Raw genomic sequence first — 20,877 nt, forward strand, 5'->3', positions numbered from 1 at the left:
GGATCCAGGCCCTGTCAGTGCATCATCGCCAGCGCTGCCGTAAAGAAATCCTCGCCTCCGAAGTTTCCTGATTTCAACGCCAGAAGCATGTCGCCCTGCGCATTGCCGACCGTGCGCAGCACCGGCACGCCGGGCGCAATCTCCGGGCCGATCAGAAATGCCGGAATGGCGAGCCTGTCGACGGCAGCGCCCGAGGTTTCGCCGCCCGCGACCACAAGCCGCCGCACGCCCCTCTCCACCAGTTCTGCTGTTATGATCGACGTCGCGGTCTCGATCGCGTGGCCGGAGGCCTCTCGTCCGTATAGCGATTGCAGTCGGGACACGGTTTCAGGTGCAGCGCTCGCAGCGACCACGACGGGGCCGGCGGAGATGCGGTCCCCGGCCCAGGAAATCGCAGCGGCGATCTCATCTGGACCGGCAAGCAGCCGCTCCGGGTCGAGCCGCAGGACGGGCATCGACCGTTCGGCGATGTCGAGCTGGTGTAGCGTTGCCTTCGAGCAACTGCCGGCAACGATCGCGGAAAGCCCGCCCACGGGGCGAATGGCGTCCGTCGTCGGTGCTCCGGCGGAGGATATCCGGCCGGAGCGGACGAGCGCGCGGGCCAGGCCGAGGCCGAGGCCGGACGCACCAGTGGACACCGGTGTTTTCAACGCGACTTCGCCGAGCGTTTCAAGATCGCGTTCGAAAATCGCATCGGCGATAGCAGTGGTGATGCCTGCCGTGCGCAGGCCGTCAAGCCTCGCCTTGACGGCATCAGGTCCGGCCGCGATGGCTGTGAGATCGATCAGTCCGACGGCGTTGCGCGATTGTCGGGTGAGAACCCGCACGAGGTTGGCGTCATGCATCGGATTGAGGGGGTGGTCCTTGAGGGGGCTTTCGTTCAGCGGCTGGCCGCCGACAAAGAGATGACCGAGATAGACGGTGCGTCCGGTTTCCGGGAAGGCGGGTGTCACCAGCACGGAGCCGCCGCCGGCCGCCTCGCTCAATGCCTCGGTGACCGGACCGATATTGCCGGCATCGGTGGAATCGAAGGTCGAGCAGATCTTGTAAAGCACATGGCCGGCGCCCCGCTGGCGCAGCCATCGCTCGGCGCTCGCCGCCGCCGTCACGGCGTCCGAGGCCGGGACGGAGCGGATCTTCAGGGAAACGACGACGGCGTCGACATCCGGTAGGGCGAGCGACGGATCAGGGATGCCGACCGTCTGCACCGTACGCAGGCCGTTCTTCGTCAAGGTGTTGGCGAGGTCCGAGGCGCCCGTATAGTCGTCAGCGATTGATCCGAGCAAAATAGCCATCGTCTAGCTCCGTGCAAAAGGTTTGAACCAGCCAAGACCGTCCAGTGTGTGGCCGCGCGGGACGTATTCGCAGCCGACGAAACCGTCATAAGCTAGGCGGTCGATTTCACCGAACAGATAGGGATAGTTCAATTCCTCCCCATCCGGCTCGTTGCGGGACGGCACACTGGCGATCTGGATATGGCCGGTAATCGGCAGCAGACGTCGTAACGCCATAGTGACGTCGCCATGGATGATCTGACGGTGGTAGATGTCGAACTGCAGCTTCAGGTTCGGCAGACCGCATTCGGCGATCAGCCGCTCGGCGGCGCCGAAGTCGTTGAGGAAATACCCTGGCATGTTTCGCCCGTTGATCGGCTCGAGCAGCAGATCGATGCCCTTTTCCGCAAGGCGCCCGGCGGCATAGGTGACGGAGCGCCGATAAGTGGAGGAGGCGTCTTCGTCTTGAGGGTCGGCGATGCCTGCCATCAAGTGCAACCGTTTGACGCCGGTTGCTTCAGCATAGTCCAGTGCCCGCTCGACATCCGCTTTCAGCGCATCGAACCGTCCAGGGAGGGCAGCGATGCCACGCTCGCCTGCTGCCCAGTCGCCCGGCGGCAGGTTGAACAGGGCCTGCTGCAGATTGTTGCGGGCAAGCCGTTCGGCGATTGCCTCCGGCGCGGCTTCATAGGGAAAGAGGTATTCGACGGTGGCAAAGCCGGCATCGGCTGCGGCGTCGAAGCGGTCGAGGAACGCCCATTCGTTGAACATCATCGTCAGGTTGGCGGCGAAAACCGGCATGTCTAGCGTTCCTTTTACAGGCTCTGCGGCTCTTTGGTGGAACTGGGCAATTCAGCGCCGGAAAGCTTGGCATAGAGCCGCGCCAGCGAGGAATCGTCGTCACGGCCCATGCCGGCGCCTGCGGCGGCCAGATACATCTGCAAGGCTGCTGCCGCGAGCGGTACGGGATAACGCTCGGAGCGGGCCATGTCCTGGACGATACCGAGATCCTTGACGAAAATCTCGATGCTGCTGAGCGGCGTATAGTCTCCGGCCAATACATGCGGCACGCGGTTTTCGAACATCCACGAATTGCCGGCCGAAGCCGTGATCACCTCATAGACTTTGTCGAGGTCGAGGCCCTGCTTGGCGGCGAACGTTATGGCCTCACAGGCGGCCGCGATGTGCACGCCGGCGAGAAGCTGGTTGATCATCTTGAAGGCAGCACCTTTTCCGGCCTCGTCGCCGAGCTCGTAGACTTTTGCGGCCATGGCGTCGAGACCCGGGCGTGCCGTGTCGAAGGCCTGTCTGGAGCCGGAGGCCATGACAGTCAGTTCGCCACGCGCCGCCTTGGCCGCGCCGCCCGAAATCGGCGCGTCGAGGTAATGCAGGCCGAGAGCCTCCACCCGCCCGGCCAGATCGCGCGCGACGGCGGGATCCATGGTGGCCGACGAGATGAAGACGGCGCCGGGCTTCATCGCATTTGCGACGCCTTGAGGCCCGAACAGCACGGCCTCGGTCTGCGCGCCGTTGACGACCACGGAGACGACGATGTCGGCATCCTTTGCCGCAGCGGCAGGGGTCGCCGCGCCACGTCCGCCCCCGGCGACGAAGCGGTCCACTGCCTCCGGCGTGATGTCATACCCAACGACATCGAGACCTGCGCGCTTCATCGACTGCGCCATTCCCAAACCCATGGAGCCAAGACCAATGACAGCCGCGATGACGGCACGGCCCGGATTTTCAGCAAGCGATGTCATAGGGCGTTTCTCCGGTCTGGTGAGAAAATATCCATACCCCTGCGGACGTCATCCGAAGAGGGTCGTGGTGGCTGCCACGTTGTTTGGCAGCGCTGCCATTTTCCTACTCTGTTTTAGCGGCGCCGCCAACCGTAAATTGGCAGCGCTGCCAAAAATACCTTGCTTCTCGCCGAAACTGGTGAAACATGATGAGGCAGCGGCGGCGTTCCAAGGACTCTTCGCGCGCCTGAAGCTTCCAGATGCCGGGTTCAACATTGACTATGGAATTCAAACATCAGGCAACGGTGACCCTTGCGGAGGTGGCGCAAGCGGCCGGTGTCGGCGAGAGCACGGTGTCGCGCGTGCTGCGCAACCACGGTTCGTTTTCCGGCAAGACGCGCGAGCGGGTGATGGCTGCCGTCGAGCGGCTGGGCTATGTGCCGAACCGGATTGCGGGAACGCTCGCCTCCACCGGTTCGCGTCTCGTTGCCTTCGTCATTCCCTCTTTGTCCAACATCGTCTTTCCCGATGTGCTGCGCGGCGCCAGTGCTGTTCTGGAGGAAAACCGGTATCAGGCGGTATTCTCGGTGACCGATTATGATCCGGGCAAGGAGGAAGCGCTCGCTGCTGCGATGCTTGCCTGGCGGCCTGCGGCGGTCATGCTGGCTGGGTACGAGCATACCGAGGGTACGGTGAAGATGCTGCGCGCCAGCGGGTGCCGGATCGTCGAATTGCTCGATCTGGACGGTGATGCTCTCGATATCGCGGTCGGCTTCTCGAACCGTGCGGCCGGACGGGAGAGCGCTGCCTTCCTGCTGAAGCGGGGGTATCGCCGGATCGGCTATGTCGGTCACGACCTGAACCGCGATACCCGTGCCGGCAAGCGGTTTTCCAGCTTTTGCGAAACGCTCGATGCGCATGACGCCCCCCTCATCGCCCGCGAAATTCTCGCCGGCGCTTCGTCCGTGGAAAACGGCAGGCTGGGGCTGGAGCGGCTGCTTGCCCGGACGACCGATCTCGATGCGGTTTATTTTTCCAACGACGACATGGCGCTGGGCGGCTATTTTCATTGTCTGGCCGAAAGGATCGCGATCCCCTCGAAGCTCGCCATTTTCGGCTATAACGGCCTCGATATCGGCCAGGCAACACCGCAACCACTGTCGACCATCCGAACGCCGCGCGTGGCGACGGGGCAGATAGCCGCCCAGCTTGTCGTCGGCAACGCGCCGCCGCAGGCAGTCGATCTCGGCTTTGAACTGATCGAAGGGGCAACCGCGTAATATTGGAGGAACTGTCATGTCCGACGCGCGCCTGCGTGAGGAAATCTGCCGATACGGCCGCTCGCTGTTCGAGCGCGGGCTGACGCCCGGTTCGTCGGGCAACATATCGTTGCGGCTGGAGGATGGCGGCTGGCTGGTCACGCCGACCAACGCGTCGCTCGGCTTTCTCGACCCGGTACGGATCTCCAGGCTCGATGCCGAAGGCCGGCTCCTGTCCGGCGACAAGCCGACCAAGGAAATTCCGCTGCACACGGCCCTCTACGATACGCGCGGCAGCGCCCGCGCCATCGTCCATCTTCACTCCACCCACGCGGTGGCACTGACCATGCTGCCGGAGATCGATCCGCGCGCCGCCCTGCCGCCGATGACGCCATATTATCTGATGCGCGCCGGTGAAACCGCACTGGTGCCATATTATCGTCCCGGCGATCCGGCGGTGGCCGACGCCATCCGCGGGCTGGCGGGCAAGTATTCGTCGGTGCTGCTGGCCAATCACGGACCGGTTGTCGCCGGCGACAGCCTGGAGGCGGCGGTTTTTGCGACCGAGGAGTTGGAGGAAACGGCGAAGCTCTATCTGCTGTTGCGCAACCTCAATCCCCGTTTCCTCAGCCCGGCGCAGGTGGCTGATCTCGTCAATACCTTCGGCCTCGACCTTCCGTCGAATCACGATCACGATCACGACGGCGATTGAAGGCGTAACTCCGCCGGACGTTGACCGCGGGCAAGCGCGCAACCTTCTGCCAAACCCCGCTTTCGATACGATAGATTCTGCTTCCGATGGCGGCAATTCAGGCGAGCTGTGGGTGAAGCGGTGCCTATGATTGTGACACGTCCCCAGTTCCGATCGCTCAAGGATACGCAGATGACGACGTTCCGTCCGAAATACATCACCTTCGACTGCTACGGCACGCTGACCAATTTTCAGATGGCGGAAGCGGCGCGCGACCTCTACGGCGAAGAGCTCGACGAGCCACGCATGGCGGAGTTCATCAAGAATTTCGCCGCCTATCGGCTCGACGAGATCCTGGGCGACTGGAAACCCTATGCCGAGGTCGTACACAATTCGCTCGAGCGGACATGCAAGCGCAACGGCGTGACATTTCGCGACGAAGCCGCCCGGATGATCTATGAGCGTGTGCCGACCTGGGGGCCGCATTCGGATGTTCCGGCCGGTCTCGCCAAGGTCGCCAGGGAAATCCCTTTGGTCATCCTCTCCAACGCCATGAATTCGCAGATCATGTCGAACGTCGAAAAACTGGGCGCGCCCTTCCATGCGGTCTATACCGCCGAGCAGGCGCAGTCCTATAAACCACGCTTCAAGGGCTTTGAATACATGCTCGATATGCTGGGCTGCGGGCCGGAAGACGTGCTGCATTGTTCGTCCTCGTTCCGCTACGACCTGATGTCGGCGCACGATCTCGGCATCAAGAACAAGGTCTGGGTCAATCGTGGCCACGAGCCGGCCAACCCCTATTACGGCTATGTCGAAATTCCTGACATCTCGGGCCTGCCTGGCGTCGTCGGGCTCTGACGGAGACGCGCAGATGCAGTTCGAATCCTACTGGCACAACACGGCACCAGCCTTTGCCGGGGGCGCTCAGGGTCCCGTCGAGGGACATTATGACGTCGCCGTCATCGGCGCCGGCTTCACCGGGCTTGCCGCTGCGCGCCAGCTTGCGAAAACGGGCGTCAAGGTTGTCGTGCTGGAAGCCGAAAGGGTCGGCTGGGGGGCATCGGGGCGCAATGGCGGCCACCTCAACAACGGGCTCGCCCACAGTTTCCTGTCCGCCAAATCAGCACTCGGCTTGGAGCGAGCCGTCGCCCTCTACAAGGCGTTCGACGATTCCATCGACACGATCGAGGCGATTATCGCCGAAGAGGGGATCGACTGCAATTTCCGCCGCGCCGGAAAGCTGAAGCTTGCCTCCAAGCCGCAGCATTTCGATGCCCTTGCCCGCAATTTCGAGGCTGTTCACAGAGAGGTCGATCCGGACACCGCACTTCTGACGGCGAGTGACCTGAAAAGCGAGGTTGGGTCGCCCTTCCATGGCGCCATGCTCTCGAAGAAGAGCGCGATGATGCATATGGGCCGCTATGTCGCGGGGCTCGCCACTGCGGCCACCCGTCACGGTGCCGCCATCTTCGAAAAGGCCTCCGTGACTGCGCACCGGCAGGGCAACGGTCGCCACAGCCTTCACACCGCACGCGGCACCGTCACCGCAGACCATGTGCTGGTCGCGACAGGCGCCTATACGCCGTCGCTGTTTAATTATTTCCGCCGCCGGATCATTTCCGTCGGCAGCTTTCTGATCGCGACCCGTCCGCTGACCGACGCCGAAATCGCGGCTACGATGCCGGGTAACCGCACCTGCGTCACGTCGATGAACATCGGCAACTATTTCCGGCTGTCGCCGGACAAGCGGCTGATCTTCGGCGGTCGCGCCCGGTTTTCCGCCACATCGGATCAGCGCTCGGACGCAAGGAGCGGCGACATTCTGCGCGCCAGCCTGGCTGAAATCTTCCCGCAGCTTGCCGGCGTCGAAATCGACTACTGCTGGGGCGGGCTCGTCGATATGACCAAGGACCGCTATCCGCGCGCCGGCCACGTCGATGGTGTCTGGTATGCCATGGGTTATTCCGGCCACGGCGCCCAGCTCTCCACCCACCTCGGCATGATCATGGCCGACGCCATCCTCGGCAAAGCCGACCGTAACCCGATCAAGGGGCTCGACTGGCCGGCCGTCCCCGGCCATTTCGGAAAGCCGTGGTTCCTGCCGCTCGTCGGGCTTTATTACAAGACCCTCGACCGCTTCCAGTAACGGACCGGATCAGTCCGATTGCAGCCGAAGCGGCTCGATGGGGGCGGGATTGCGATGAGCGCCTGCGCGGCGCTCAACTATCTGGCCTCGCTGACTGGATAGATCCTGAGAATCCCAAGGCGGTTATCAGTCGTGATCACTGCAATACCTGCTTCATATGCCGCGCGGACGATTGCCTCATGCAATTGCTCGGGTTCGCTCTCTCCGGTAAGGACCTCCAAACAGATTCTCACCGCTGTGAGGAATTCCTCACCATCGTCGGTGGGCCATTCCTTCAGCAACAGTTGGGCAGCCTCGTGAGCGGTACGGATCACCTTGCGATCTTTCCCTTCGGCAAAAACAAGAATTATCGTTGGGAACTTTCTCAGCATATCGAATCTCATGGCCCCTGAACTCCGCGGGACGGCCAGTGCCAATGCCGGGCCATGGTTCGGACCGAGATTGGCCGCACATGCTCGTCAACCATCTTCCGCGTCATCTCGACAATCACGTGCCTATCCTCCGGTTGGTGGGAAGGAGGAGTTCGCTAGATTGGCTTTTAGCTCGCGGGCTGCCGCCTCAAGGAGTCGCTTGAAATCTTCGGAGGTCACGCCATCCGCGCGCATCACCATGGCGATCAGTGGATCACGAAGAGCTTCGGTTATCGTCAGCTCATCGTTCTTTCCGGCAGTTGCGCCAACGGAGCAACAATATTCCGAGGAAAATAGCGCGATCATGGACATACCTTACATTCGGGGTGTTTTAAGAGAGTGCAGCTCGGCTTGATCGCCTTTGAGGTCCAATATCCATTGGCGTCCCCGGGCGACCGAGTGTCTCGAAAGGCAGTTTTGGGCGATTTGCGACACGGCAAGGCCGGCGACCAATGGGTTGTCGACGGTGGCCGGCGGGGCGCGAAAGCTGTCGTCGCTTGCGACTTGGGTGGCGCAATGGCAGACGGAACATGTGTCCTCATGCACCAAGACCAAAGGACCTGCCATGCAATAGTTTGCAGAGCGGCCCACATGCAGATGCGGCGGCAGGCCGGCTTTCAATGCTCGGCAGGCCGACAGGAGATCTTGGGCTGGAAGAGAATCGTCGCCGGCGAAAATGAAGAACGGGCTATTGGTGTAGTCTGCGATTAACCGCAGCGCCGAGGCGCCATCCGCAAATTCGGGCAGTGCGAAGACATTGGCCGAGAAACCCGCGGCCAGATGGGTCGCCAGCCTATCCGTCTTCAACCAGCCGAGATAAGCCTTGCCCGCCCATGGGAGACGGTTCAAATCATTCTCGTCGATACGATCCGCATCCACAAGAAGGAAACGGCGCGCGCCGAGGGCCGCAAGCTGGATGGCGATCTGTGAACCCAAGTCGCCGCATCCGATGATGACGAAGTCGATATCGCCAAACCGTGCGACGTCGCGTTGCTGATGGCAAAGAGGCGTCAGGATGGCGTCGTGGTGATCGATTGCGGTGGAGTCATATTCGTCCTCCGCCGGCATATCGGAAGCCTTCAACGAGACGACGAATGCAGACCTGGTAACATTGGGGCTCTGTTCTTCGACAGAATCGGAACTATTGCCGGTGAACAGAGCCCCCCGGCCGCCCCGCCCGAGGCTGTGGGTGACGAGGTACGGGAAGTCGACGGACGCGGTGGCGGTCGCTGACAATCGTTTGGACCGATCATTGACCATCACATCGCCTCCATCTCGCTGGGCGCATATCCGCGGATCGTCTCGGCGTAGCGACCGTAGTCCTTGCCCATCGCATGGTCGGCGGCCTTCGGGATCACGTGGAATTTGCCGTCGTACCAGAGGCTGACATTGGCGCCGCTGTCATCGATCTCTCGCCGGCCCATCCGAGGATCGACCGGCTCTTTGCCGCGTAGCAGCATCTGTCCGATATCCCAGGCTTGGCGATCGAGAATTCGCTGGCGCTCGGCAAGGTGCGCCTGGCGGTGCGCAATGGGCTCTTCGGCAAGCAACTGGCCCACGAGGAACAGGATCCGGCTACTCCAGGAAGGAATGGCGGCGATGTCTGGGAGGTCGAGGAGGACATCGCCGCCGAGATGCTCGATTCCTTTCCGAGCGATATCGATGAGCGGGATTTGCCGCGCGGCATAGGTAATTATGAATGCCGTCTTCAAGGCGCGGCGCTCAGGATCCGCCTCGTTGGATAGACATGCCATGCCGAAGGCGCACTCCCAGGGAATGGTGTACACCACGTGCAGGATGCTCTCGAGCGTCTGTAGATCCCCCTTGTATGGGGAAACATATTGGAACTCGCCGGGCAGGGATGCCGCCGCCGAGGTCGTATAAAACCCGAGCAGGACATGCCCCGCTTGGTGAAGCAGTTGGGCCGCGGTCGCGGCATGATCGCCGTCGCGCAATCTTTCTCTGGAAAGCACGATGATCGCGCTGCCCGGCAATTCGTTCGAACTCGAGAACGAACACGTGGGTTCGCGTCGCACGCCAACGTGAAGCGTATGCAGGCCGGCGATCAGGCGCTGATAGCCGTACACGTCCAATTCCGCGACTAGTGCGAAGGCGCTCTCCAGATGATCGGCGATGCGATCCAATTCCGCGTCGTCAGGGATGGGGTAGTCGAAACCGTGATAGTTCGGCATGCATTGGCGGAAGAGGGCTTGCATGACACGGCTCCGCGCCAGGCTTTCGATGCGGACGAGGCCGATGCCGCAAGAGAGCCGGCGCGCCGGCTGACGTTCGAGTTCAAGATCCGATGCGATCAGATGCGGGTTCAGATAGCCGCTGACGATGTGCGCATCGGGGACCCCCGCCTGCCATTCCAGGCTCCGCGCGAGCCCACCCATCCAGGCCGCAAGCACGGACGAACGATAAGGGTCGGCACTGACCGGCTCGGCAACCGCTGGGGGAAGTTCCAGCAGACGAGTGTATCCGCCATCTGCAAGGCCGGGGAAATAGCCTGACAGCGCCTCGACCCCGGCCGAACAATCGGCAAGCTTCGAAGCCGCTGCGAGCGTGGACCCATATTGGAAGCGTCGCTTTAAAAGGTTGCGAGTTGCGACGCGCTGCAGGGAGGCGGTGCTAGCCATCAGGGGATTGCCCCTGAGCAGGTGGCACGCCTCATCTGCCAATTGTTGAATGCGAGACGCGGACATCGACAGCCTCCGTGGGTTTGTCTTCCGGTGGATCAAGGTTGCATGTCGGGCGAAGATGCCCCGGTTCGGGCCGGCTTCGTCGGCATCGGAACGGTATGCGCCGTCCGTTGAGAGGCACTATTGCCCAAGGGCGTCATTCGCCCGCCAGTACCGCGTTAAAAATCCGTAAAAAGGGCGTAAACAAAGAAAAAGCCCCCTCGATAGAGGAGGCTTGGAATCTTTCGAAAAGCATCCCCGGGATTCAGATGGCCAGAGCTGCCTGTACCGCCGCCCGCGCATTCGGCAGGCCCGATCCAAAGAAATAGGCCATCTCGACGGCGTCCTCGCTTTCGGCGTTCATGCAATCCGCCGTCAATTTCCTGGTGCCGGGCGCGACAATGGCGTCCAGACGGGATGCGGTCTTCAGAATTGATTTCACTTGATGCCCCGAGAGGCGGTCGCCGGGATTGTGGCGACTTTTGTAGGCCCGCTGTATCAGGGCACATAGCCCGCCCACCTGCGCCGCCGCGCCTGATGTGCCCCCGAAGGTGGTGTAGTATCCGCCCCCGATGCCGGGATTGGTTCCGAACGGCACGATGGCCGACCACGGATCGGAGCCATGATCATAGCCGAAAATCCCCGATAGGTCGGTCGTCAGCAGCGAGAAGTGCGAATAGCAGTATTCCCGCGTTCGAAAAACGCTGTAGTCGTGCTGCGCGGCAAATGGAGAAAGCCGGTCGAGGCGCAACTGATGCCTGTTGAAGACTTCCCCGTCGTCAGAGGGAGAGACAACCGTCAATCCTTCGCCGTAATTGCTGTAGCCCGAACGGAAACCTTCGACGGTAACGGCTCCAACTGCAATAATGCCGTTGTTGTCGGCGGCTAGACTTGCTGGATAGATCAGCTGGCTCTCGCCACTGTTTCCTGCGGCGCAGACAATCGGGATGTGTCGGCTGATGGCGAGGATGAGTTGTTTGAGGACATGCCACGGGCGATCCGGATTGGAGCCTTTCTGCGCAGCCTTCGGCTCCAGTTCAGGCCCACCTTGATCAGCAAGGGCAATGCGCGTGAACAGATTGGCGGCATCCTGGTTTTTCCACAATTCCAGGTCGGCCTTGAGCTCGTTCTTCGGATCAACGATGCTGCGTTTCGGGTCAGGCAGACCACGCGGCAAGACGATTACGTCTGCCTTCTGAAGGTAGGCATAAAGAAAGGCCGCAATGAACTGCCTGACATCGTCTTCAAAGGAGGTTCTGATCGAGATGAGCCTTGAGAAAGGATCAACGCCGAAATAGGGGATAACATTGCGATTGCCGCTCGTCCGCAGCTCGTCGCCATTCCCGTAGAAGGCTCCTTCCGGCGGAAGGCTTGGCGTGCCTTCTTCCGCAACAACGGCGGGTTCGCCGACGATCAGCCCTGCGCAGCAGGTACCATGCGACGCAAACAGCGATTCCGGATTATAGAGCCGCCGGAGGACACCCTCCGACGCGGCGTATTCGGCAACCAGATCACCAAGATAGTCCCGATCGTCGTTCGAAAGGCCCATATTGCCGAGCGGAGCAATGTCGAGCCCGGCAAAGAAGGCATGTCTTTCCTCGCGGTCAAAGGACGTGGTCGCATCGAGAATTTCGAGCACGCGGGCGCCGTAACGATGGGTCGTCAAATCGATTGACGCCTCCCGGTCAAGCCGGGTTGCCAGATTGGGATGATCCGGAGATACGCCGACATCGATCAGCGCGACCCGTGCCGGCCGCAACGGGCCGGCGGAAACGATAGCATCCCAGACCGTGCCGGTGATGAGGGGATCGGGGAGCGCGCGTGCGGCGCTCGCATCGGGCGCTGGAGGCATCGGCGGAGCCGATCCGTATTCCGCGTCGACTACGCCAAGAGCAGTCAGGTGCCAGAGATAGTAGTAGTTGATCGGCGCGGGCTCAGGCATTTGTGTTTGATCCGTCATGGTTGTAACCCTATTGAGCAGCGGTTGGAGAATTCAGACCCATTCGTCGTGTACGGCCTGGAACAGAGGACCGAACGCGTCGTGGAGGTAGGGAGCGAAGCGTCGGGCGAGATCTCGCCCTGCCTGCGTGTCGCTCGGATAGTGCAGGCCGGCCCATTCGCGATTTTCGGCGACGTTCTGGGCGATGCGGGCAAGCTCGTCGGTGGCCGGATGTTCCGGCAGGATCGTCGAGAACGCAAAGGCGATCGAAAAGCACTGGAACGAATGGTTACTGGGATAGGACTCGTGGACCGGCACGGCCAGCAACGGCCGCAGCATGGGCTCGAACTGGTTTGGCCGCAGCCGATTGAACTGGCTCTTGTAGATCAGTCCGACATATTCGCAGGCCGTCAGGATCGCCTGGAAAAGCCCTTCTGTCTGCTCGAAACCGCCGAGATCCTCGATATGTAATGCGCGGGTGAACTCCCCGACGGAGATCGTCGACTCGATTTGGATGTCGGGCAGGCGCCGCACGCGTTCGCGGTCGCGGCGCTGCATGGAGAGCAGCACCGTCGTTTCGAGGCGGGTATAATCCGGGCCGGGCGGCGGAAGTATATCCAGCATTTCCCAGGTGAAGCGCCGCGCCGCTGTATAGGCGTTGCGTGACGGCTGCTGGTGCAGCCTGCGCAGCTCGAAGGAGGGGATAAGCTGCGACACGCCGAGGCTGGCGCCGTCCATCGTCGACTTGTTCTTGTTCTTGTTCTTATTCTTATTTTTGTTCTTGTTTTTGTTCAGCGATGCCTTGTTGAGCACCGACTTGTTCGCCACGCTCGTGAGGACCGAGGCTACGGCCATCGTCGCCATCATGGGCCCTGCCAGATGCGATGCATCTTCACCCGTGCCGGGGAAAAGCGAAGGTTCGGAGGCTGCATCAAGTGCTGCCGGCGACGCACCGGCGAGAGGATCAGCACCGGCGTCGTCCCTCGGTTCGCATGGAAGGACCGTATCCGGCTCAATCCTGAATTTATAACTGTTTAGAAATAAGACAATTTTTGATTGCGATTCGTGGGCAGTGTCCGCTTCCATTGCAGCCTCCTTGCGCGATGATGTGAAAAATTGTCCGGGGTTCAGCGCAGCTTGGCGCCGGCCTTGAGCAGGCCGTCGATCAAGATCTGGCCGCCGCCTGTGTCGAGCAGCGGATAGCCGCTGCCGCGGAAGTCGTTGATGGAGAAGCCGCCCTCGACTGCCTCAAGACGCTGCAGGTAATGCCGCGCGCCGCCCAGATCGTTGGAATGGGCGTGACTGGAGGCAAGATAGCGCAGCAGGCTGTTGAAGTTCGGCCGTGCCCGCAGGGCTTCTTCGCCTGCAGCTATGGCTGCGGCATGATCGCCTGCAAGCGCTGCCGCAATGCATTTGGTCGTATCGAAGTAATATTTATGCGGGCTGTAGACGCCGAGCTCTTGTACCCAACGCGCCATCGCCACTGCCTTGTCGGGCTGGCCTGCATAGCAGTGCAGCATCGCGTAGAGGTCCCAACCGAGCGGCAGGGCCGGATTCAGGCGGATCGATTTTTCGAACAGGTTGGCCGCATAGTCGTATTCACCGAACAGGAACGAATGGACGTGGCCGACGAGCGCGAGCGACACGGAATTCTGCGGATCGAGTTCCAGCGCCTTGCGTGCATAGGCCTGGGCTTCCTCGATCAAATGCGCGTCCAGCGCGTTGAAACGTTGGCCGACCTGGAAAGTCCGAATGAATGACAGCCAGGCAAAAGTCGATGATCGCGGCTGATGCTGGATCTGTTCTTCCAGGCGCCGTTCCGCGTTATCGAGGTCGTCGCGCGACAGCCGAAAGATCGCATTGACGGCGTCGATCAGGAGACCGTCTTGCGACAATCGGCCGTCGGTTGCCTGGATCTCCTGGAAATAGGCCAGTTGATCGACGGCCTGGCTGATCAGCGCAGCGGCGATGCCGAACTCGCCCCGCTCGAACTGCGTGCGGTTGATTGCCTGACTGCCCAGCCAATGAATGCGGTTGTTGATCAGGTGCTTCATCACCAGCTCGATCAGCACCATGTCACCATCAAACGTCAGGCGAAGCTGTAGGCATATGGGAAGGCTGATCTGCTGTTCGTTCTCTTCAATATGCGGCAAGGTGAAGGAGAGGTCAGTGACTCCAAAGCCCAGCCCATCGATGATGGCTTTTGAAATGAGGTTCTGGAACCGTGTCGCAGCAATTTGTCCGCCCTCTCCGGCACCCACCACGATGGGGGACAGAAGAGCCATCATCCATTGCCAGCCACCGCCGCCCCGCCGCCCATCTGGGCCGCTGCTGGCGCTGTCCACGGGTTTGCCTGTTCTCGACGTATCCGGGGCGCCTGTTAAAGGCAGCAGGGCGGAATGTTTGGCGATATCGCGGCTCGGTTGCTGTCGCGGCTCGAAGACGTCGTGGACTTGTCCTTCATCGAGGCGGCGATACCAGTTTTGCCGTTCCAGCGCCAACCAGTCCTCGAATTCGGGATCGCGGATGTCGATGCCTTCGAGCAATTCGTCGGTAATTTGATCCGGAGATCGCTCCGTCCGAAGCACCAGGTCGGTATCGAGCACGAGTCGGTCCGTATCCAGCCACACGGTATTCTTATCCGCAATCAGGAGATCACGTGCCGGCCCCAGACTCTTATGAATGTCCAAAAGCGCTTGGCGTAGACTGGCTGCCGCCTGGTCGTCGGAGCGATCGCTCCATAACTTGTCCCTAAGCCAGATTCTCGAGCGCGAGCCCCGGGCGGACAATGCAAGCATTGCCAGAAGAGCCTGTGCCTTTTTGGATTTCGGAGTAATTGACCGCCCCCCGGCGTCCACAAGGGCAAAAGGCCCGAGCAGGAACATCCGAAACGGATAGTGCTCCTTGTTCATGCGATCCACCGGCCCCGCCCCCGCTGCCTCCGATACGCTCGTTTGGCGGCCGGAAGACCTAGCATCCAGGGGCCAGTCTGCCACAACTTCGGCTCCTGGCAAGCAACCGGGAAGGGAAACCGGGATTGCGAAATGTAAATCTATGCTGTGACGATGATCGAACTGAAGCATAACCGGTTGAAATCCCTCTGCGTAACTTCGCAAACCGGCCGTAGCATCCTGCCGTCAAAGCAGCGTCAAAGAAATGTTGTTTGGGCACCGTAATTTTGCAGGCATCCGCCAAAGGCTGCGAAGTACTCAAGCCCACGTGTCGGAGTTGCTCCAGCAGGAGCATCGACCGTCGCTCCGATCATCCAGCGCCGGGATGATGTCCCGGCGCTCTTTTGTTTTCCTGTAGTTAGGCGAGCCCGCCGATGTGGAAGCTCTTTATTTCGAGATATTCCTCGATGCCGCATTGCGCGCCCTCGCGGCCAAGACCGGATTGTTTGATGCCGCCGAAGGGGGCGACCTCGGTCGAGATCGCCCCTGTGTTGAGGCCAACCATCCCGAATTCGAGCGCTTCGGCGACACGCCAGGAGCGTTTCAGGCTCTCTGTGTAGAAATAGGCGGCAAGGCCGAAGGGCGTGGCGTTGGCGATGCGAATCGCCTCTTCCTCGTTATCGAAACGGAAAAGCGGGGCAACCGGTCCGAAGGTCTCTTCGCTGGCAAGCTGCATCTCGGTCGTCGCACCGCCGAGCACCATCGGCACTGCATATTGGTCGCCTTCAGGCACGGAACCCGCAGTGGCGAGGATCCTTGCTCCCTTTTCCACCGCATCGTCGACGTGACGCTTGATCTTCTCGATCGCCGCCCTGTTGATCATCGGTCCGATATCCGTGCCTGCATCCACGCCGGCTCCGACCTTCATGGCCGATACGCGTGCGGAAAGTTTGGCGGCAAAGGCCTCGTAGACGCCGGACTGGACGAGTAGGCGATTGGCGCAGACGCAGGTCTGCCCGCCATTACGGAATTTCGAGGCGATCGCGCCTTCCACGGCAAGATCAAGATCGGCGTCGTCGAAGACGATGAACGGCGCGTTGCCGCCGAGTTCGAGGCTGAGCCGCTTGACGCTGTCGGCCGCGCCGCGCATCAGCAGCGAGCCGACGCGGGTCGAGCCGGTGAAGGAGATCTTGCGGACGGTCTGGTTCGCCATCAGTTCGTCACCGATCCGGGTGGGCAAGCCGGTGACGATATTGATCACGCCTTTCGGGATGCCGGCACGCTCCGCCAGGACGCCGAGCGCCAGCGCCGAATAGGGGGTCAGGTCGGATGGCTTGACGACGATCGTGCAGCCTGCAGCGAGCGCCGGCCCGACCTTGCGGGTGATCATCGCGTTCGGAAAATTCCACGGCGTGATGATCGCCGACACGCCGACCGGCTCCTTCAGAACGACGATCCGCCGGTCCGCCGTCGGCGAGGGAATAGTCGTCCCGCCGATGCGGCGCGCCTCCTCGGAAAACCATTTGATGAACGAGGCGCCGTAACGGATTTCACCGCGCGCTTCCGTCAGCGGCTTGCCCTGCTCACGGGTGAGAATCAGCGCCAGATCCTCGATATTGTCGAGCATCAGATCATGCCAGGCTTCCAGCAATGCGCCGCGCTCGGCATTGGTCTTTGCGCGCCATGGACCAAAGGCTTTTTCCGCCGCCGCGATTGCCGCGCTCGTATCGGCTCCGTCCATGTCGGGCACCGTGCCCAGCACATGCTGCGTCGCCGGGTCGATCACCTCGATCGTGCGCCCGGTTTCAGCCCCGCGCCATTCTCCGCCGATTAGCCCTTGCTGACGCAGCAGGCTGGCATCCCTTAATCCGTACATTCTGTTCTCCATTGATCAGCCAAGTGCCGAAAGTACCGATGCCGTGATCGCGTCGGTCCTGTCCTTGCCGGGAATTGCGCCGATGCCGCGTGCCGTCGTCGCTTCGATGGCCGCCATCACCTTTCCGGCCGCTGCGGTTTCTCCCAAATGCTCCAGCATCATCGCGCCCGACCAGATGGCGGCGATCGGATTGGCGATGCCGAGATGAGCGATATCGGGCGCGGAGCCATGAACCGGTTCGAACATCGATGGCGCCGAGCGATCGGGATTGATATTGGCGGAGGCGGCAAAGCCGAGCCCGCCCTGGATGGCGGCGCCGAGGTCGGTCAAGATGTCGCCGAACAGGTTGGAGGCGACCACGACGTCGAGACTATCCGGCGCCATGACCATGCGGGCGGCCATGGCGTCGATATGGTAGCTGGTCACCTCGACATCGGGATATTCCGCGGAAAGCCTCTGGGTGATCTCGTCCCAGAAGACCATCGAATATTTCTGGGCATTGGACTTCGTCACCGAGGCAAGCTTGCCGCTGCGCGCACGCGCTTGCTCAAAGCCGAAGCGCAGAATGCGCTCAACCCCCTTGCGGGTGAAAATCGAGGTCTCGACCGCCACCTCATTGTCGGTGCCCTGGTGGACGCGGCCACCGGCGCCGGAATATTCGCCCTCGGTATTTTCACGAATACAGAGGATGTCGAAGCCATCGGACCGCAACGGCCCCTGCACACCCGGCAGCAGCCGGTGCGGGCGGATATTGGCATATTGCACGAAGGCCTTGCGGATCGGCAGCAGAAACCCGTGCAGCGACACGGAATCCAGCACCTTGCTGGGCCAGCCGACGGCGCCGAGCAGGATGGCATCGAAGGGCCTCAGCGTTTCGATGCCGTCGACGGGCATCATGCTGCCGTTCACCAGATAGTAGTCGCAGGACCAGGGATAGCTGGTTGCATCAAGAGAAAATCCGTTCAGGCTCGCTGCCTTTTCGAGCACGGCCCAGGCTGCTGCCGTCACGTCGCGGCCGATCCCGTCTCCGGGCAGAAGGGCGATCTTGTAGGTTTTCATCGCAGGTCCTCACAGGCTGATGAGCACACTCTTGCTCTTGCGGTTGGCGAGATAGGCGTCGCGCCCGAGATCCTTGCCGATGCCGGACTGCTTGTAGCCGCCGGTCGGCAGGATATGGTCGCGCGAGCGGCCGTAGCGGTTGACCCAGACGGTGCCGGCCTGCAGGCGACGGGTCACGCGGATGGCACGCGAGAGATCGCGGGTGAAGAGGCCTGCGGCGAGCCCATAGGCCGGATGGTCGGCGAGGCTCAGCGCCTCCTCCTCGTCCTCGAAGGTCTGAATGGTCAGCACCGGTCCGAAGATTTCTTCCAGAACCGCCGGCGACGTTGCCGTCACGCCTGATATCAGGGTCGGTGCGTAGAAATAACCTTCGCGGTCGAGCCGGCGGCCACCGGTGAGGCACTCGGCGCCGTCGTCGATCGCGGCGCGGATGATGCCGTCCATGCGAGCGATCTGGCGTTCGGAGATGACGGGCGAATAATCGGTCGTTTCCTCCCAGGTGGGGCCGGGGCGGATGGCCGCCAGCCTCTCGACGAGGGCGGCTGCGAGCACGTCCGCCACCTTCGCCTCGACGATCAACCGGGATCCGCAAACGCAGGCCTGACCGGCGTTGGAGAGAATGCTGCCGGCGATTGCGCCGGCTGCAAGCTCGAGATCGGCATCGGCGAAGACCAGTTGCGGGCTTTTGCCGCCGAGTTCCAGCGTCATCGGCTTGACGCCGGTGCGGGCGATGTTGGTCATGATTGCCGCGCCGGCCGCCGTCGAGCCGGTGAAGCTGACCTTGGAGATGCCAGAATGGCCGGTGATCGCATTTCCGGTGGTCGGGCCGTCGCCGAGCACGATGTTGACGAGACCCGCCGGCAGGCCGGCCCGCACCGAAAGTTCGGCGAGATAGAGCGTCGAAAACGGCGTCATTTCCGACGGCTTCAGCACCACCGCATTGCCTGCAGCCAGCGCCGGGCCGAGCTTCCAGCCGGCCATGGACAAGGGGAAATTCCAGGGCGTGATGGCGCCGACGACGCCATAGGGTTCCGTCATGATCATGCCGAAGTTCGCATCGTCGGTCGGGACGAGGTCGCCGCCTTCCTTGTCGGCGAATTCGGCAAAGAAGCGGATTTGCTCAGCGGTGACGGCGATATCGCCGGCGACGAGATGACCGACGGGTCGTGTCGAGGAGAGCGCCTCGAGCCTGGCGAGGGTCTCAGCCTCGGCTTCGATCAGGTCCGCCCAGCGCTGCAGCGCCACGGTGCGCTCGCGCGGCCGCATGCCGCCCCAATTGCTCGTCTTCAATGCGGTCCTGGCGGTTTCGACGGCGTGGTCGACAAGCGCCTCGTCGGCCAGCGGGCAGCCGGCATAAGCCTTGCCGTCGGATGGGCGATGCATGTCGATGACAGCTTCGGCCGGAACCAGCCGGCCGCCGATGAAATGTCCGACGGGCAGGGAAATCGTGTTCGGATCGAAGCTGAGTGTCATCGCATGTCCTCGGGATGGGCTGAGACAAGCCTAACTGGGGAAGGCGAGCAGCATGCGTCGACCGGCGATGCCGCGGCGGCGAAAAATTGCGTTTTCGCCGCCGCCGCAGTCAAATCTACGGCGTCGACATCACGACACGGTGACGTAGATCTTGCGCACCGTCTCGATCGTCTTCCAGACACCAACGAAGCCCGGCTTCATGACGAAGCTGTCGCCGGCCTTGTAGACCACCGGTTCGCCGCCTTCCGGCGTGAGTTCGACCAGGCCGGAAAGGATATGGCAGAACTCGAACGTCTCACCCTTGATCGAGCGCGTCTCGCCGGGTGTCGCTTCCCAGACGCCGCTATGAACCGTCTCGCCGCGGGCGACATCCTGCGCCCAGGTCTTGAAGGCCGGATTGCCCGAGATCAGCCGTTCGGGGAGGGGGCCGGACTCGCGCGGCGCGAAGGATGGGTTGGTGTCGATCGTCTTGAGGAGGGACATGATTTGCTTTCCTAGGTTGAGAACTCAGTAGCCACGGTTGCGATCGACCAGACCGATCGGATCGACGCCCGCCTGGTGCCGTTTGATGTTGCCGATCACCGCCGCCGCGGCGGTTTCAGGCTGGGTGACGCTCGCAACGTGGGGCGTCAACAGGATCTTCGGATGGTTCCAGAAGGCGTGGTCCGCAGGCAGCGGTTCCGGATCGGTGACATCGACGACGGCGCCGGAGAGATGCCCGGCGTCGAGCGCGTCGACGAGCGCCTGATGGTCGAGCTGAGGGCCGCGGCCGACATGGACGAGTGCTGCGCCGGCCGGCAGTCCGGCGAAGAGCTCGGCATTCAGGAAACCGCGCGTCTCATCCGTCAGCGGCAGCAGGCAGACGAGAATGTCGGTGGTTGCAAGCAGAGTATCGAGACCGTCGCGGCCGCTCAGGCATTGGATGCCCTCGATCTCGCGCGGGCTGCGGCTCCAGCCCGAAAGCGGAAAGCCGAAGGGCTGCAACCGTTCGAGCACGGCGCTCCCAAGCATGCCGAGGCCGAGCACGCCAATGCGGCGCTCCGAGGCCTGCCTAGAAGCGATCGTCTGCCAGGTCCGGCGCCGCTGCTGGTCGAGATAGGCCGGCATGTCGCGATGCAGCGCAAGCACGGCCAGCGTCACATATTCCTGCATCATCCTGATGATGCCGTCCTCGACCATGCGCACCACCTTCACCGACGCCGGCACCGCATCGATGCGGAACTGGTCGATACCCGCGCCGATCGAAAACAGGATTTCGAGATTGCGATAGCGGGCGAGATCCTGCGGTACGGTCCAGGTGATCAGGTAGCGCACGGCGTCCGGTTCGACCGACTGGGGATCCATGGAAAAAGCAATGTCGGGCAGTTCGCGCGCGAAGGCTTTGGCGAATATGGCGCCGCGCTTCGCATCGGAATTGAAGAGAAAGGTCATGGCGT

The 20,877-nt window shown here is 62.0% G+C and carries 19 protein-coding genes; 4 read left to right on the forward strand and 15 right to left on the reverse strand.

From position 1 onward, the window contains the following. Positions 1 to 14: 14 nt before the first annotated feature. From otnK to ltnD, 3 genes are read right to left on the reverse strand one after another with little or no spacing between them, the layout of a single operon-like run. Positions 15 to 1,295: a 3-oxo-tetronate kinase gene (gene otnK / locus G9X68_RS19180; RefSeq protein WP_171603723.1), complete on the reverse strand. Its 1,281-nt coding sequence runs from the start codon at positions 1,293 to 1,295 to the stop codon at positions 15 to 17. Between the two features lie 3 nt (positions 1,296 to 1,298). Then, positions 1,299 to 2,075 carry a 2-oxo-tetronate isomerase gene (gene otnI / locus G9X68_RS19185; RefSeq protein ID WP_171603724.1) on the reverse strand — a complete coding sequence of 259 codons (777 nt, stop codon included), beginning with the start codon at positions 2,073 to 2,075 and terminating at the stop codon, positions 1,299 to 1,301. Between the two features lie 14 nt (positions 2,076 to 2,089). Continuing rightward, on the reverse strand, positions 2,090 to 3,034 hold the full coding sequence (gene ltnD / locus G9X68_RS19190; protein WP_171603725.1) for an L-threonate dehydrogenase: 945 nt from the start codon (positions 3,032 to 3,034) through the stop codon (positions 2,090 to 2,092). A gap of 260 nt (positions 3,035 to 3,294) precedes the next feature. Here ltnD and G9X68_RS19195 point away from each other — a divergent pair, with 260 nt between their 5' ends. From G9X68_RS19195 to G9X68_RS19210, 4 genes are all read left to right on the forward strand, one after another. Further along, a complete protein-coding gene (locus G9X68_RS19195; protein WP_171603930.1) occupies positions 3,295 to 4,293 on the forward strand; it encodes a LacI family DNA-binding transcriptional regulator in 999 nt (332 codons plus the stop codon). Between the two features lie 16 nt (positions 4,294 to 4,309). Next, complete coding sequence (otnC, locus tag G9X68_RS19200; protein WP_171603726.1) at positions 4,310 to 4,984, forward strand: 3-oxo-tetronate 4-phosphate decarboxylase; 675 nt, start codon at positions 4,310 to 4,312, stop codon at positions 4,982 to 4,984. A 171-nt stretch (positions 4,985 to 5,155) separates the two neighbouring features. Continuing rightward, on the forward strand, positions 5,156 to 5,824 hold the full coding sequence (locus tag G9X68_RS19205; RefSeq protein WP_171603727.1) for a haloacid dehalogenase type II: 669 nt from the start codon (positions 5,156 to 5,158) through the stop codon (positions 5,822 to 5,824). Positions 5,825 to 5,837: 13 nt separating this feature from the next. Continuing rightward, positions 5,838 to 7,112, forward strand: a complete 1,275-nt coding sequence (locus G9X68_RS19210) for an NAD(P)/FAD-dependent oxidoreductase (protein ID WP_171603728.1) — start codon at positions 5,838 to 5,840, stop codon at positions 7,110 to 7,112. Between the two features lie 77 nt (positions 7,113 to 7,189). Here the strand turns inward: G9X68_RS19210 and G9X68_RS19215 are convergent, their stop codons facing one another. From G9X68_RS19215 to G9X68_RS19270, 12 genes are all read right to left on the reverse strand, one after another. After that, complete coding sequence (locus G9X68_RS19215; protein WP_171603729.1) at positions 7,190 to 7,495, reverse strand: DUF982 domain-containing protein; 306 nt, start codon at positions 7,493 to 7,495, stop codon at positions 7,190 to 7,192. A 111-nt stretch (positions 7,496 to 7,606) separates the two neighbouring features. Next, a complete protein-coding gene (locus G9X68_RS19220) occupies positions 7,607 to 7,828 on the reverse strand; it encodes a hypothetical protein (protein ID WP_171603931.1) in 222 nt (73 codons plus the stop codon). A 9-nt stretch (positions 7,829 to 7,837) separates the two neighbouring features. Then, positions 7,838 to 8,785, reverse strand: a complete 948-nt coding sequence (locus tag G9X68_RS19225) for a ThiF family adenylyltransferase (RefSeq protein WP_171603730.1) — start codon at positions 8,783 to 8,785, stop codon at positions 7,838 to 7,840. Beyond that, the gene (locus G9X68_RS19230) at positions 8,782 to 10,227 is read right to left on the reverse strand and encodes an aKG-HExxH-type peptide beta-hydroxylase (RefSeq protein ID WP_171603731.1); all 1,446 of its coding nucleotides are present in this window, start codon (positions 10,225 to 10,227) and stop codon (positions 8,782 to 8,784) included. Before G9X68_RS19230 ends, G9X68_RS19225 begins: the two co-directional genes overlap by 4 nt. A 241-nt stretch (positions 10,228 to 10,468) precedes the next feature. After that, entirely contained in the window at positions 10,469 to 12,163 is a 1,695-nt protein-coding gene (locus G9X68_RS19235; protein WP_171603732.1) for a S8 family serine peptidase, read from the reverse strand. 33 nt (positions 12,164 to 12,196) lie between these two features. Beyond that, positions 12,197 to 13,228 carry a phosphatase PAP2 family protein gene (locus G9X68_RS19240; RefSeq protein ID WP_171603733.1) on the reverse strand — a complete coding sequence of 344 codons (1,032 nt, stop codon included), beginning with the start codon at positions 13,226 to 13,228 and terminating at the stop codon, positions 12,197 to 12,199. 41 nt (positions 13,229 to 13,269) lie between these two features. Next, on the reverse strand, positions 13,270 to 15,225 hold the full coding sequence (locus tag G9X68_RS19245) for an SARP family transcriptional regulator (RefSeq protein ID WP_171603734.1): 1,956 nt from the start codon (positions 15,223 to 15,225) through the stop codon (positions 13,270 to 13,272). Between the two features lie 226 nt (positions 15,226 to 15,451). After that, complete coding sequence (locus G9X68_RS19250; RefSeq protein ID WP_171603735.1) at positions 15,452 to 16,909, reverse strand: NAD-dependent succinate-semialdehyde dehydrogenase; 1,458 nt, start codon at positions 16,907 to 16,909, stop codon at positions 15,452 to 15,454. A gap of 15 nt (positions 16,910 to 16,924) precedes the next feature. Beyond that, on the reverse strand, positions 16,925 to 17,968 hold the full coding sequence (locus tag G9X68_RS19255) for a tartrate dehydrogenase (RefSeq protein WP_171603736.1): 1,044 nt from the start codon (positions 17,966 to 17,968) through the stop codon (positions 16,925 to 16,927). 9 nt (positions 17,969 to 17,977) lie between these two features. Continuing rightward, the gene (locus G9X68_RS19260) at positions 17,978 to 19,441 is read right to left on the reverse strand and encodes an aldehyde dehydrogenase family protein (RefSeq protein WP_171603737.1); all 1,464 of its coding nucleotides are present in this window, start codon (positions 19,439 to 19,441) and stop codon (positions 17,978 to 17,980) included. A 129-nt stretch (positions 19,442 to 19,570) separates the two neighbouring features. Then, complete coding sequence (locus tag G9X68_RS19265) at positions 19,571 to 19,924, reverse strand: cupin domain-containing protein (protein WP_020047262.1); 354 nt, start codon at positions 19,922 to 19,924, stop codon at positions 19,571 to 19,573. A gap of 24 nt (positions 19,925 to 19,948) precedes the next feature. Continuing rightward, positions 19,949 to 20,872 carry a 2-hydroxyacid dehydrogenase gene (locus G9X68_RS19270; RefSeq protein WP_171603738.1) on the reverse strand — a complete coding sequence of 308 codons (924 nt, stop codon included), beginning with the start codon at positions 20,870 to 20,872 and terminating at the stop codon, positions 19,949 to 19,951. Between the last annotated feature and the right edge of the window lie 5 nt (positions 20,873 to 20,877).

This window comes from Rhizobium changzhiense (assembly GCF_013087625.1).
Lineage (GTDB): Bacteria > Pseudomonadota > Alphaproteobacteria > Rhizobiales > Rhizobiaceae > Rhizobium > Rhizobium sophorae.